Below are 13,093 nucleotides of genomic sequence, written 5' to 3'. Positions count from 1 at the left end.
AATGCAAGGAGCACACATGTCAGTAGGCTCACTTAACTGGACATCATATTGTCTCCCCTCAAATGAATATAGCTTAGATAAAGCAGCATGGGCTGAATCTGTCTGTAAAGCGATTGGTGGTGAAAGTTACTCCCCTGTTGCTGATGCACCAACTTGGTTACAACTCCTCGGTTCTGGTGTATGGACAATGATTTGGACTGCCATTGCTGCTTTTTTTATTGCTTTTCTGCTCGGATCGCTGATCGGAATTTTACGTACAATACCCAATAAACCGTTGTCTTTTATTGGAACATGTTATGTAGAATTATTCCGAAATATTCCACTCATCGTACAACTGTTCTTTTGGGCTTTTGTATTTCCACAACTTCTCCCACTAAGTATGAGTACGGGTAGTGGTGAAATGGTTGCTGGTGGATGGTGGCAAAATATCTTGAATGATAATCCTGCGGTTGTCGGAGTTTTCGCCTTAGGTCTATACACCGCAGCTCGTATTGCTGAACAAGTTCGTTCTGGGATTAACACTGTATCTCGTGGACAAAAAAATGCTGCATTTGCCATTGGTTTGACTCAAAGTCAAAGTTATCGTTATGTGATTCTCCCTGTTGCCTATCGTATAGTTTGGCCAACACTCACTTCTGAAGCCATGAATATTTTCAAAAACTCTGCGGTGCTTTATGCGCTCAGTGTTTTGAACTTCTTTGCTTATACCAAAACGATGCGTGAAGAAACTTCACAAGACATCGTGATTCTGATTCTTTCCACGCCAGTCTACCTAATCATTACCTACACCATTAAATTGATTATGGCTTGGATTGAAAAGCGTATGGCTGTTCCTGGTCTTGGTTCGGGAGGTAAATAGTCATGGAATTCAGTTTATTACAAGATCCAAATGTCACGCAGGCACTCCTATCAGGGCTTAAATTTACAGCCATTGCGACAATTTTATCCATTATTGGTGGGATTCTGATCGGAACGCCTTTGGCGATGATGAGACTTTCAAATAATGTTGTAGCGAGTAATTTTGCTAAAATTTACGTGGATTTCTTTCGTGGTGTACCACTAATTCAAGTCATCTTCATTTTCTATTTCTTATTGCCAAAATATTTTGAGTTTCAGTCGGATACCTATTGGGGGCCGTTGTTCTCAACTGTTGTCACCTTTGCAATCTTTGAAGCCGCTTTTTTCTCAGAAATTGTACGTTCAGGGATTCAGTCTGTCTCCAAAGGTCAGGTCAATGCGGGTTACGCACTCGGTTTCACTTATGGACAAACCATGTCCAATGTCGTGTTACCGCAGGCATTTAGAAATATGTTACCTGTATTGCTGACTCAATCTATCGTACTGTTCCAAGATATTTCATTGGTTTATGTGATCAGTGCACCAGATTTCTTAGGTCAGGCAAATACATTAGCAAATAATTATGGTGCTGAAACAAAAGCAATGTTCTACCTCATCGTAGCCATAGTTTACTTCTGTATCTCCTTTGCGCTTTCTCGGCTTGTGAAGCGTTTACATCAAAAAATAGCAATAATTCGATAATTGGAGAATCAATATGCCAATGATAGACATACAACATATCTCAAAATGGTATGGAGATTTTCAGGTTCTCACAGATTGCACCACCTCGATTGAGAAAGGTGAAGTTGTCGTGGTGTGCGGGCCATCTGGTTCAGGAAAATCAACATTAATTAAGACGGTCAATGCTTTAGAACCGTTTCAAGAGGGCAATATTATTGTCGATGGAACACCGTTAAAAGATCCTAAAACTGACTTAGCCAAGTTCCGTTCTCGTGTGGGGATGGTGTTCCAGCACTTTGAATTGTTCCCTCACATGACAGTTTTGGACAATTTAACTATTGGGCAAATCAAGGTTTTGAATCGTTCTAAAGCTGATGCTGAAAAGAAAGCTTTGCAGTACTTAGATCGTGTTGGTTTGGCTGCACATAGGAATAAATTCCCTGGTCAGTTGTCTGGAGGTCAGCAACAGCGTGTCGCGATTGCACGTGGCTTGTGTATGGATCCTGTGTGTATGTTGTTTGATGAACCAACCTCTGCGCTTGACCCTGAAATGGTCGGTGAAGTTTTAGAGGTAATGAGCCAACTTGCTAAAGAAGGTATGACCATGATGTGTGTAACACATGAAATGGGCTTTGCGCGTAAAGTATCTAGTCGTGTGATTTTCATGGATCAAGGGAAAATTATAGAAGACTGCTCAACGTCAGACTTCTTCAATAAGCCTGATGAACGTCATGAAAGAACTAAATTTTTCTTAGAAAAAATTTCGATTGTGCATTGATATATCTAAAGCTAGGGGCACTATGCCCCTAGCTTTTCATTTATGATTATTTTCGATTTACATAACCATTGACCAGCAACTGAATTGTTCTTAATAACGGATATTGTTCAGGAATGGCTGATTTAGAAATTTTCCCAACTTTTGTAACTTCTGTCTTAATTAAAAACATCATTTCATCTATTGAGAAAATTTTAGCTCCACATAAATAATCTCGACCTAATGGATGTGACGGCAAAACAACAATTTTCTCAATACTTATCTTGTGATCTAACCATGGGAAAACACTGTCAAATATATATTTTTCACCTGCTGTAAATTTTTTTGAAAATCGTTTTTCCCTAACTTCCCAAGAATGCGCATCAGTTGAAGATTCAATATGGACTAAATGCTGATCTAGAGGGTTAAAAGCAATAACATCTAGCTCCATTTCCCAACCGCCAGCAGCTAATTTTCCAACCCTCAAATTTCTTTTTATGAGATAACCTTTCCAATCATAATATTCACTAATCAAAGTTTCTAAGTGGTTCATACCATAATCCTTATAAGACTATTATTTATTCAGGATTAACTTTATTTTGATAGTAGTGATCACTTCATCCCAAAAATCAATTTCAAACCAAGCAAAGTCATCACTCCACCTGCAACACGATCAAATACTTTCTTAAACTTTAAATATACACGGCGTGGTTTTTCCGCAGAAAGCGCAACAGCAACCAAGGAATACCAACCTGCATCAATAAAAAAACATAAAAAAGGCAGTACAAAATAATAATACGTCGGAATTTCTTTTGGTAATAATGCGGTAAAAATACTGGCTAAAACAATCGCAATTTTAGGATTACTCAACTGAGTGATTAAACCCAAACGATAAGCATGTTTATAGCTCATGACAGCCGTTGAATCACTCGCCTGCTCCATGGGTTCTTTAGCATGTTTAATAATTTTATAGGCAAGCCAAAGCAAATACAGACCACCACAAATTTTTAAAACAAGATATGCAGATGGCACAGCAAGAAGAATCGCTTGCAACCCCATTACTGCCAATAAACCAAATAAAGCCGCACCAGTCCCTGTACCCAAAGCTGTGAATAAACCATGCTTACGTGAAATCGCAATTGAGTTTTTTGCCACATAAATAAATGTAGGGCCAGGACTAATTGCACCTAACATCAGCGCTAAGGCAATTGAACCTAAAACCAATAATGATTCCAAAAGAGACCTCAAATAAATATAGTAGCAAAGTTAGACTATTTTACGTCACAACACTGAATCACGGTATAAAAGCTTTTAAATTTCTCTAAATAAATAGATTAAACCCTATCTAATAATACTTTTTAAGTATCATTTAAAAGACACTTGTGTAATATTATCAAGACTGCATTACAAAATCATTTTTTAGAGCAAAAACTCAATAAAAAATTATATTTCAATACCTTAATAATAATTCAATCGAAATAAATATATATAAATCATCCTAAAATTCAATAAAAATAAGCATCTTTATCATAAAAAATAACTTCCAAATTCATAGATTTTTCATATATAAATCCCATAATAAAATTATGTCTTTAAATTTGAAAATCTGTAAATTTACATCTAGAGGTCTATATGAAAAAAAATAACCACAATCTACTCGATGCTAACAAAGCACATCTTTGGATTATCGGTGGCGGTATCGCAGGAATGGCGGCTGCTGCATTTGCCATTCGAGATGCTAAAGTCCCTGCTCAAAATATCCACATCTTGGAAGAGCTAGATATTTCAGGTGGTTCAATGGATGGCGGTCATACCCCCCATACTACACAAGCATGGGTGACTCGTGGGGGACGAATGCTCACAGATGAAACGTATCTCTGTTTATGGGATTTATTTTCAAGTATTCCCTCTTTAGAGAATCCAGAAATTTCAGTGCGTGAAGAATGTCGAGAATTTAATGAACAAGTTAAAACACATGCCCAAGCTCGTTTGATTGATGCAGAACATCAGATCCTAGATGCATCTAAACTGGGTTTAAGTACTTTAAATCGTGCTCAGATGCTACGCTTACTTGCTGCAAAAGAAGAAAAAATAGGAAGTCGCCGTATAGATGAGTTTTTTGATGACTCTTTCTTCAACACAAATTTTTGGCGCATGTGGCGTACGACATTTGCATTCCAAAAATGGCATAGTGCTGCAGAACTTCGTCGCTACTTTCTCCGCTTCATTCAAGAGTTACCCCGTATCCACACCTTAGCAGGTGTTAAAAGAACCAAATATAACCAATATGATTCAATGATTTTGCCTTTACAACGCTGGCTTGTTGCTCAAGGTGTTGATGTACGTTTTGGACATTATGTAACGGATGCAGACTTTGAAATGGACTCAGAAAATCAACAACGTCGTGCTACACGTTTATATGTCAATTTACCTGAAGGAACTGAGCAAATTGATCTGAAAGAACAAGATCTTGCAATTTTCACTTTGGGTTCGATTACTGCAGATTCTCGTTATGGTGGTAATGAAGATGTTCCAGAACTCATCCGCGATCGCCTCGATCATGGTTGGACACTTTGGGAAACATTAGCGAAAAAAGCACCAGACTTTGGTCGCCCAATGACATTCTATGGCAATGTAGATGAACATAAATGGGAGTCTTTTACACTCACCATGCAAGATAATGTCCTACTCAATCGCATTATTGACTATACAGGAAATCAACCGGGTACAGGCGCACTTATGACTTGGTTTGAGTCTGGTTGGCATTTATCTGTCGTTGTACCTGCACAGCCACATTTTGCAGACTTACCAGAAAGTCACTTCACTCTTTGGGGGTATGGTTTCCAAATTGATGAAAATGGTGACTATATTCAAAAACCAATGTCTCAAGCCACTGGACAGGAGATATTAACTGAATTAATTCATCAGCTTGGTTTTGACGATATCTTAGATCATGTGTTGGCAACAACAACTGTGACGACTGCAATAATGCCTTATGCTTCTGCATTATTTGCATGTCGCAAACCAGGTGATCGTCCTCTAGTTATTCCTCAAGGTGCTCAAAACTTTGCATTCTTAGGTCAATTTGTAGAAATTGAAGATGACGTTGTCTTTACAGTGGAATACTCAGTCCGTGGTGCAATGATGGCAATTTATGAATATTTTGGTGTGACTCGAGAAATACCAGAAATTTATAATGGATTATTAGATCCTAAAGTCGGTCTAAAAGCACTAGAAAGCGTTTTCCATTGATCGTTACAAACACTCAGAGCATTTTAATGCTCTGAGTGCATCTAAACTCAATGTTGTGGTTCCACAACATACTCACTCGCACTTAGTCGATAATCTTTTTCATAGACAGGTGCACCCGCAATATAAATCGAACGCACTTCAGTTTTTGTCGGTGTTGGTGCTTTTTTCTCACATCCAACAAGACATACTGCAAGAATAATACTCAAACCTATGGATAGCTTTTTCATCACATACCCTCACTTATTGTTTTATTTTTAAGTTTTAGAATATCATTTTTGGATAAAAAAACAGCTTTTATTATTTTCAAGTTATTGCAAGATATTTATAAAATATCTTAATTCAATCAAGTTTTGAAATCATCTTTAATCCATCACAATTCGATAATTTGCTGTACATGGGTTTTGAACAATTACATTTTGAATCCCTAATTCATTCTCAATAGGATAAGTATATTCAAATCTGAAATCACCATTGTCCTCAAAATTTGCGTTAGATAGCGCATTAAATTTTTTAAATTGTGGTACTTTTTTATTCAAAACTAAACGTACTTTAAAGTCAGGGATACTATAAAATACCAATGAATCAGGCATATTTTTAATATCACGTTCATAAGTTACAAAACACGTCTTTCGCGCATTGATACTTAAGAAGCTACCATAATCTTTTTGTTGATTTTGATCATTGATCACTGTCAAATTATGATCATTGCCTGTCGCTCCGATCATAAAGCCCATGACTTTAGGGCTAAATTGATACACAACAGCCGTCTTACTCCACTGTTCAATCAACGTATTTTTCTTTCCTTTAGCATCATAAACTACATAATCACATGAATAATTTTGCTGATTACAATGTTCACGTTTTAATTTAATTTGTCCAACCTGCCCGATGACTTTATCTTTAAAATCAGCTTCATCATCATATTCTGCATGTATATGACTCGATAAAATCAACAAGATACAAGGTATAAAAATTTGGAATTTAGGTGGCTTTACTTGCTTTAAACTCTTCATATCAATCTACTTATCAACCTTCAGACACGGCGAACTTTTAGATTTAAAATCTTTCCCCCAAGTTCGATAACCTTGTGTATCAATATGATAGCGATTATTTCCATAAATCCCTAAGCCCATTTTGAAATTTTTTCCTTCTATTTTCCAAAATTGACACATTTTTTTGACCAGTTTTTCACGTTCGTCCGCATTACTTTCTTTAGGATTTAAGATGTAAAAATCTACTGCATAATTATTTAAATGCTTACTTTTTCCTGCACCACCGACACACTTATTTAACTCTGGATCACGATAGATTGCAGTGATGCTATAACTTTTAAAATACTCATTACCATTTAACTTTTCGACCAATTGCAAACTACCGACCACATTTTTCCAAAAAGCTTTAGGTGGAATTGCAAAACGCTTGGAATAGCACTTTTCAGGCATGTAATTTCGCGTTGTAGTCAGCTCCATTAAACTCGGTGGATGTTTTAAATATTGCGACATAAATTGATAATATTCTGATAATAACTGTGGATTCTGCTGAGCTTTCCAAAGCTTAAATTGCGCTTCGATCTGCTGATCCAATTTATTTTGCTGTGGTTGATTAGCCTTATTATTTTCAGGCTTTGTACATGCTGTTAAAAACATGAAGCTACTGATCAGAATTATCTGGAGAATATTTAATGTTATATTTTTCACGATTAAAGCACGCTTATTGTTTTATTAAAAAAGGGAATATCTTAAAAATAAGATCAATTCATTGCACAAGTTAAAAGAATAACCTGACTTCCACAGACTATTTTAAACAAACAAAACCATTTTTAAGATTCGCTTTACAAAAAACCACATAGGAAAACATTTACAACGGACAAAAATGTCCGTTAAATATTACCTACAGTATTCAATCCCTCTCCGCTCATGTCTAAACGCCAATTACAAGCTGCGCAAAATCGTGAAGATCTACTCGAAGCTGCTCTTAATATCTTTAGAAAACAAGGGATACGTGCACCTTTACAACTGATTATTGATGAAGCTGGTGTTGGTCGCGCGACTTTTTATCGTAATTTTCAAGACCGTAGAGAACTGGTCATTGCTTTGATGGAACAAGCCTTAGAACGTTTGGAGGAGCGAGCAAAAGAGTATTCAGCTTATCCCGATGGCTTAATTCGATTAATCCGAAATCATGTCAATAATCTGCCTTATCTCACCGCCTTAATGGAATACTGGCGTGTAATCGACCGAAATGATCCTGTTTTAGTCGATATTTACCATAAAAGGGACACCATTTTACAACCACTGATTGATCAAGCGATTGCCCATAAAGTGTGTAGACCAGATCTAACCCCCAAAGATTATGCATTAATTACAGGAATTCTTAGAGCTTCGTTTCAAGGTATGACGGATGAGGAACAAATCCAGCTTGCAACACGCGCTGTAGATTTATTAGTAGATGGCATCAAGGCTTAATTAAGTCATGGATAAATCACCAAGATTACTCGAACCAGCACCAGACTGGACACCTGAAGAACGTCCAACGCTTCCTGGTTCACCTGCTGCTATTGCACATCCAACCTATAAAAAGCTGATTTATTTTTTTATTGGCGTATTTGTAGCAATTTCGGGTAGCTTGAGTAATGGTTTTATCACTGCAAATTTACCGCTGATACAAGGTGAATATTCACTTACACCCTCTGAAGCGGCTTGGATTCCTGCTGCTTATGTGATGGCAAATATCAGTTCCAACTTGATTCTGTTTAAAGCCCGTCAGCAATATGGTTTACGACTATTTTCAGAAATTGGATTGGTCTTATTTATAGCCGTGTTGTTCTTACATATTTTTGTACATACTTTTGAAATGGCACTCATCGTCCGAATCATTAGTGGTTTGGTTGCAGCACCACTGAGTTCTCTGGGTATGTATTACATCATGCAAGCCTTTAAACGTGCCAATTTTGGACGTGGCTTGTATTTAGCACTTGGTTTTCAACAACTCGGGATTCCACTGGCTTGGATCATTTCCCCTGCCATTGTCGATGTCAATGATTGGGTGGTTTTATATACCTTTGAACTTGGTTTGGCTTTATGTTGCTTAGCTATGGTGGTTTCAGTAAAACTCCCACGAAGTTTAAGAATCGATGTTTTTGAGAAGCAAGATTTCTTTACCTTTGCTCTGCTCGCACCAGGATTTGCATTGCTTTGTATCGTACTAACGCAAGGACCGATTTTATGGTGGTCTGAAGCCAAATGGTTAGGTTACGCACTGATTGCAGGATTTAGTTTAATTATTATTGGACTGACTTATGAACATTATCGTGTCAATCCACTAATCATTACCCGTTGGCTGGGCTCTGCCAGTACCCTAAAATTTATCTTCGGGGCATTTGCTATTCGCCTACTCATGTCGGAGCAAAGTTATGCGGCGGTTAATTTTTTAAAAACAATGGGCATGGGCCCTGATCAGTTTGTACCACTCTACGCAGTGATTTTTATCGGAATTACTTTAGGCACAATTTTCAGTGCACTCACCTTTAAACGCGAACGAGTCACTTTACATCTTGTAGGCGCAGTAACACTTATTCTTTGTGCATGTACTTTAGACTATCACTTGACCAGTGATGTACGTCCTGAAAATTTTTACTACAGCCAATTTATCATTGGTTTCGCCAGTGGCATGTTTATTGGCCCACTACTCCTCACAGGTATCGTCAATGCTTTGCAAAAAGGGCCTTCACACATGGTCACTTTTGTGGTGTTATTTTCAGCAACACAAAGTTTTGGTGGTTTGATTGGAAATTCCTTTTTCTCAAGTTATCAACAAGTACGCACTCAAAACTACCGTACGGAAATCATCAGTGATTTAAAACCTACTGATCCGATCGTGGCACAACGATTAGCAATCTATCAACAAGCCAGTGCCCAATACACATTAGATCAAGCACTTGAAAAAAACCAAGCCTATCGTAATTTAAATCAGGTGGTCACACGTGAAGCTCAAGTTCGTGCCTACAATGATGTGATCGCAATGAATGGAATCTTCGCCATCTTATTGTTGCTATGGAGTGGTTTTAATATTACATGGACACGCTATCAACAAAGAAAACAACAACAGATTCTAAATAGTAGTTAGTTAGATACATGAAATTTGATCAATGAACACCTGAATGAAAATACATGATGCATTAACACGATTTGAGAATTTTTATGTCACAAGATCAAGATACAACTGAAAAAGAAGTGCCTACAACAAATGATGCTCCAACAACGCCATCACCATCAAGTAAGCTAATCCCTACGGCAAAACGTACGTTGGTACTGATGTTCTTGGTTTTATTGATCGGTATCGCTGTGATCATGCGAGCTTGGAAAATTGGTCCTTTTGATAGCACGATTGAGTCTACAGATAATAGTTATGTCAAAGGCAAAACCACGGTTTTATCTTCTCAAATTAATGGTTATATCAAAGATGTATTGGTGACTGATTTTGATCATGTTAAAAAAGGTCAAGCCTTAATGCATATTGATACAACGACTTATGATCAAAAAATTACTCAAGCGGAATCAGGTGTAGATCAAGCCAATACTACTTTGGCAAATCAAACCCAAGCGATTGAACAGCGTAAAGCCGATATTGTGGCCGCCCAAGCCAAAGTGGATCAAGCCAAAGCGACTTATGAACTTTCTGTTGCTCAGTTAAATCGTTATCAACAATTGGGAAATAGTGGTGCAGTTTCTAAAACTGAGCAAGATAAAGCCGCAGCAGATGCAAAGAATAATTTAGCACTACTCAAACAAGCTGAAGCCGATGTCTTGGTTGCGCAAGAAGCCTTAAAAACAGCACAAGTTGCAGAATCAGGACTTAAGGCACAAGTCACCAATGCCAAAGCACAATTTGATCAAGCAGTGACGACCAAAGACTATAGTGTGATTACTGCACCAATGGATGGACAATTGGGTGAAGTCACACCGCGTATCGGGCAATATGTCGCTGCGGGGACACAGCTTATGTACTTGATTCCACAACAAACATGGGTGATTGCTAACTTTAAAGAAACCCAAATTGCCGATATGAAAATTGGTCAAAAGGCTTCTTTCACTGTGGATGCAATGAAACATCAAAAATTTACAGGGCATGTTGAACAAATCTCCCCTGCTGCTGGTGCTGAATTTAGCGTGCTAAAACCGGATAACACCACAGGAAACTTTACCAAAGTGGTGCAACGGATTTCTGTCCGTATTGCCATTGATCCAAATCAAAAAGGTCTTGAGTTTTTAAGACCAGGAATGTCTGTCGTAACTTCGGTAGATACCCATTCGAAATAGTGAAACTGCCTAAACATATTAGACCTAAACTCAAATCTGATTTTAACGTCAGATTTGAGTAAGATGTAACAATCTTGATTTACTTCAATAAGCAATATTGTCTATGTTTGATCAAATCGCCCAAGCTATTCCCTATCAAACCATACAGGTTGATTCTTCTACACACATTACCATTAAGCGCCTTGATCAAATTCATCCACAAATTTCAGGCAATAAATTTTTCAAACTTAAATACAACTTTTTAGAAGCACAAAGATTAGGATATAAAAAAATTATCACCTTTGGCGGTGCATATTCCAATCATATTGCAGCAACTGCATACGCGGCACATCGCTTTGGTTTTGACAGTATCGGCATCATTCGTGGTGAAGAACTGATGAATAAAGCACTCAATCATACCCTGAGCACAGCGCAACAATTTGGCATGCAACTTCAATTTGTTTCACGTGAAAAATATAGATTAAAAGACACCTATGAATTTCTACAAGAATTAAAACTACACTATTCTGACAGCTATATCATTCCTGAGGGTGGAACCAATAAGCTTGCGATCCAAGGTTGCCACGAAATCCTGACCGAAGATGATTTAAAAAATTATGATGTGATTTGTTGTGCGGTAGGGACAGGTGGAACGATTACAGGACTGATTGAAGCAAGTGCAAAGCATCAAAAAGTTTTGGGATTTTCAGCATTGAAAGGCGATTTTCTCACTGATGACGTTGCGCAACTTAGCAATAAGCGGAACTGGAAAATATTGGATGATTACTGTTGTGGCGGTTATGCAAAAACCAATGATGAATTACTCGAATTTATTGAAAATTTTGAAAAACAATACCAAATTCCTTTAGAGCATATTTACACAGGGAAAATGCTATTCGGGATATTTGATTTAATTCAAAAAGATTATTTTCCTAAAAACAGTCGAATCTTGGTGATTCATTCAGGTGGCTTGCAAGGACGTATTTGATTTTAAAGTCGATAATAATAGTCCTGAAAATTAATTTAAATTTGACTATAATCCCCTGCTCAAAGTTTCCATGAGTGTGTTATGTCTTCCAACCAATACGATGTGATTGTCCTCGGTGCAGGTGCTTCAGGTTTAATGCTTGCAGCAAAAGCGGCTGCACGTGGTCGTAAAGTTTTGGTGGTTGAAAAAGCCAATAAAATTGGTAAAAAAATCCTCATGTCTGGTGGCGGAAAATGTAACTTCACCAATCTCTATGTCGAGCCTGACAATTTCATCTCGCATAATCCACACTTTGTCATTTCAGCACTGACGCGTTATACCAACTGGGACTTTATCGGTATGGTCTGCGAATATGGCATCGAATATGAAGAACGTAAGCATGGACAACTATTCACACTCAATGGTGCCAAAGAAATTTTAGCCATGTTGCTGAATGAATGTGAAAAGACCCAACGGGTCGATATCAAAACCTCATGTGAAGTTAAAGCAGTAACAACTATAGACGAACAGAATTTTCAAGTTGCGACCAATATAGGTGACTTTGAAGCCGAATCGGTTGTGATTGCATCGGGCGGTTTATCGATTCCGACTTTGGGTGGTTCAGATATTGGTTATAAAATTGCCAAACAATTTGGACATCACATCTACCCGACACGTGCAGGTTTAGTGCCTTTCACTTTTTCAGATCAGTTTAAAGAAGTGACTACACGTTTAAGTGGTAATGCGGTTGAAGCAACACTAAGCAATGATTTAAATCGTTTTACTGAAGCGCTTTTATTTACCCACCGCGGTTTAAGTGGCCCAAGCTCATTACAATTATCGAATTATTGGAATGTCGGGCAAGCCTTCAATATCAATTTCTTACCGAGCCTGGAATTATTTGAATTCTTTAAAGCCAAGAAGCAAAGCCAACCTAAAGTTTTACTCAGAACATTGCTGATTGAGCATTTACCTAAAAGCGTTGTTTTAGAACTACAAAACTTAATTTGGGCAGATTGGGCTGAAACTGCGATTGCTCAACTCAGTGATGAAAAACTTGAACATATTGCCCATAAATTGCATCAATTTGAAGTAAAACCCTCTGGAACAGAAGGTTACCGTACTGCCGAGGTGACTTTGGGTGGTGTTGATACAACTGAAGTTTCATCAAAAACAATGGAAAGTAAAAAACAGAAAGGTTTATTTTTTATTGGAGAAATCTTGGATGTTACAGGACATCTAGGTGGGTTTAATTTTCAATGGGCATGGGCGTCTGCACATGCCGCATCTGAATATGTTTAGATG

At 37.7% G+C, this 13,093-nt stretch carries 14 protein-coding genes; 9 read left to right on the top strand and 5 right to left on the bottom strand.

Translation table 11 applies throughout. The features are described 5' to 3' along the window. Positions 1-16: 16 nt before the first annotated feature. From BEN71_RS04605 to BEN71_RS04595, 3 genes are read left to right on the top strand one after another with little or no spacing between them, the layout of a single operon-like run. The gene (locus BEN71_RS04605) at positions 17-859 is read left to right on the top strand and encodes an amino acid ABC transporter permease (protein ID WP_068974027.1); all 843 of its coding nucleotides are present in this window, start codon (positions 17-19) and stop codon (positions 857-859) included. Positions 860-861: 2 nt separating this feature from the next. After that, positions 862-1,539, top strand: coding sequence for an amino acid ABC transporter permease (locus BEN71_RS04600; protein ID WP_068974028.1), 678 nt, complete (start codon positions 862-864; stop codon positions 1,537-1,539). Positions 1,540-1,552: 13 nt separating this feature from the next. Further along, complete coding sequence (locus BEN71_RS04595; RefSeq protein ID WP_068974029.1) at positions 1,553-2,296, top strand: amino acid ABC transporter ATP-binding protein; 744 nt, start codon at positions 1,553-1,555, stop codon at positions 2,294-2,296. Positions 2,297-2,342: 46 nt separating this feature from the next. Here BEN71_RS04595 and BEN71_RS04590 read toward each other — a convergent pair whose 3' ends face one another. Both BEN71_RS04590 and BEN71_RS04585 read right to left on the bottom strand, forming a co-directional pair. Continuing rightward, positions 2,343-2,825, bottom strand: coding sequence for a hypothetical protein (locus tag BEN71_RS04590; protein ID WP_068974030.1), 483 nt, complete (start codon positions 2,823-2,825; stop codon positions 2,343-2,345). A 59-nt stretch (positions 2,826-2,884) separates the two neighbouring features. Continuing rightward, on the bottom strand, positions 2,885-3,466 hold the full coding sequence (locus tag BEN71_RS04585) for a LysE family translocator (protein WP_171405012.1): 582 nt from the start codon (positions 3,464-3,466) through the stop codon (positions 2,885-2,887). A gap of 438 nt (positions 3,467-3,904) precedes the next feature. Here BEN71_RS04585 and BEN71_RS04580 point away from each other — a divergent pair, with 438 nt between their 5' ends. Continuing rightward, positions 3,905-5,524, top strand: a complete 1,620-nt coding sequence (locus tag BEN71_RS04580; protein ID WP_068974032.1) for an oleate hydratase — start codon at positions 3,905-3,907, stop codon at positions 5,522-5,524. A 47-nt stretch (positions 5,525-5,571) separates the two neighbouring features. On the opposite strand, the gene BEN71_RS04575 is transcribed toward BEN71_RS04580, so the two are convergent. The 3 genes from BEN71_RS04575 to BEN71_RS04565 form a co-directional block, all read right to left on the bottom strand. Beyond that, positions 5,572-5,751 carry an NF038215 family lipoprotein gene (locus BEN71_RS04575; protein WP_068974033.1) on the bottom strand — a complete coding sequence of 60 codons (180 nt, stop codon included), beginning with the start codon at positions 5,749-5,751 and terminating at the stop codon, positions 5,572-5,574. Between the two features lie 135 nt (positions 5,752-5,886). Next, entirely contained in the window at positions 5,887-6,537 is a 651-nt protein-coding gene (locus BEN71_RS04570) for a hypothetical protein (RefSeq protein WP_068974034.1), read from the bottom strand. A 6-nt stretch (positions 6,538-6,543) separates the two neighbouring features. After that, positions 6,544-7,170 (bottom strand): D-Ala-D-Ala carboxypeptidase family metallohydrolase, encoded by a 627-nt coding sequence (locus BEN71_RS04565; RefSeq protein WP_068974035.1) that lies wholly within the window; start codon positions 7,168-7,170, stop codon positions 6,544-6,546. 270 nt (positions 7,171-7,440) lie between these two features. Here BEN71_RS04565 and BEN71_RS04560 point away from each other — a divergent pair, with 270 nt between their 5' ends. The 5 genes from BEN71_RS04560 (at position 7,441) to BEN71_RS04540 (ending at position 13,090) form a co-directional block, all read left to right on the top strand. Continuing rightward, positions 7,441-7,989 (top strand): TetR/AcrR family transcriptional regulator, encoded by a 549-nt coding sequence (locus BEN71_RS04560; RefSeq protein WP_068974036.1) that lies wholly within the window; start codon positions 7,441-7,443, stop codon positions 7,987-7,989. 7 nt (positions 7,990-7,996) lie between these two features. Continuing rightward, positions 7,997-9,649 carry an MFS transporter gene (locus BEN71_RS04555; RefSeq protein ID WP_068974037.1) on the top strand — a complete coding sequence of 551 codons (1,653 nt, stop codon included), beginning with the start codon at positions 7,997-7,999 and terminating at the stop codon, positions 9,647-9,649. Positions 9,650-9,723: 74 nt separating this feature from the next. Then, on the top strand, positions 9,724-10,842 hold the full coding sequence (locus tag BEN71_RS04550) for an HlyD family secretion protein (protein WP_068974038.1): 1,119 nt from the start codon (positions 9,724-9,726) through the stop codon (positions 10,840-10,842). A gap of 103 nt (positions 10,843-10,945) precedes the next feature. Further along, positions 10,946-11,809 carry a 1-aminocyclopropane-1-carboxylate deaminase/D-cysteine desulfhydrase gene (locus tag BEN71_RS04545; protein WP_068974039.1) on the top strand — a complete coding sequence of 288 codons (864 nt, stop codon included), beginning with the start codon at positions 10,946-10,948 and terminating at the stop codon, positions 11,807-11,809. 81 nt (positions 11,810-11,890) lie between these two features. Then, a complete protein-coding gene (locus BEN71_RS04540) occupies positions 11,891-13,090 on the top strand; it encodes a BaiN/RdsA family NAD(P)/FAD-dependent oxidoreductase (protein WP_068974040.1) in 1,200 nt (399 codons plus the stop codon). Positions 13,091-13,093 lie beyond the last annotated feature (3 nt).

Source organism: Acinetobacter wuhouensis (assembly GCF_001696605.3).
In the GTDB taxonomy this organism is placed as follows: domain Bacteria; phylum Pseudomonadota; class Gammaproteobacteria; order Pseudomonadales; family Moraxellaceae; genus Acinetobacter; species Acinetobacter wuhouensis.
This window is presented reverse-complemented; position numbering and strand designations above follow the sequence as displayed.

Bases quoted from the DNA above. Each gene is read 5' to 3' on its own strand.
- BEN71_RS04545 (WP_068974039.1), top strand. From the start codon at position 10,946: ATGTTTGATCAAATCGCCCAAGCTATTCCCTATCAAACCATACAGGTT.
- BEN71_RS04600 (WP_068974028.1), top strand. From the start codon at position 862: ATGGAATTCAGTTTATTACAAGATCCAAATGTCACGCAGGCACTCCTA.
- BEN71_RS04540 (WP_068974040.1), top strand. From the start codon at position 11,891: ATGTCTTCCAACCAATACGATGTGATTGTCCTCGGTGCAGGTGCTTCA.
- BEN71_RS04565 (WP_068974035.1), bottom strand. From the start codon at position 7,170: ATGTTTTTAACAGCATGTACAAAGCCTGAAAATAATAAGGCTAATCAA.
- BEN71_RS04605 (WP_068974027.1), top strand. From the start codon at position 17: ATGTCAGTAGGCTCACTTAACTGGACATCATATTGTCTCCCCTCAAAT.
- BEN71_RS04555 (WP_068974037.1), top strand. From the start codon at position 7,997: ATGGATAAATCACCAAGATTACTCGAACCAGCACCAGACTGGACACCT.
- BEN71_RS04595 (WP_068974029.1), top strand. From the start codon at position 1,553: ATGCCAATGATAGACATACAACATATCTCAAAATGGTATGGAGATTTT.
- BEN71_RS04570 (WP_068974034.1), bottom strand. From the start codon at position 6,537: ATGAAGAGTTTAAAGCAAGTAAAGCCACCTAAATTCCAAATTTTTATA.
- BEN71_RS04590 (WP_068974030.1), bottom strand. From the start codon at position 2,825: ATGAACCACTTAGAAACTTTGATTAGTGAATATTATGATTGGAAAGGT.
- BEN71_RS04580 (WP_068974032.1), top strand. From the start codon at position 3,905: ATGAAAAAAAATAACCACAATCTACTCGATGCTAACAAAGCACATCTT.
- BEN71_RS04585 (WP_171405012.1), bottom strand. From the start codon at position 3,466: ATGTTAGGTGCAATTAGTCCTGGCCCTACATTTATTTATGTGGCAAAA.
- BEN71_RS04550 (WP_068974038.1), top strand. From the start codon at position 9,724: ATGTCACAAGATCAAGATACAACTGAAAAAGAAGTGCCTACAACAAAT.
- BEN71_RS04560 (WP_068974036.1), top strand. From the start codon at position 7,441: ATGTCTAAACGCCAATTACAAGCTGCGCAAAATCGTGAAGATCTACTC.
- BEN71_RS04575 (WP_068974033.1), bottom strand. From the start codon at position 5,751: ATGAAAAAGCTATCCATAGGTTTGAGTATTATTCTTGCAGTATGTCTT.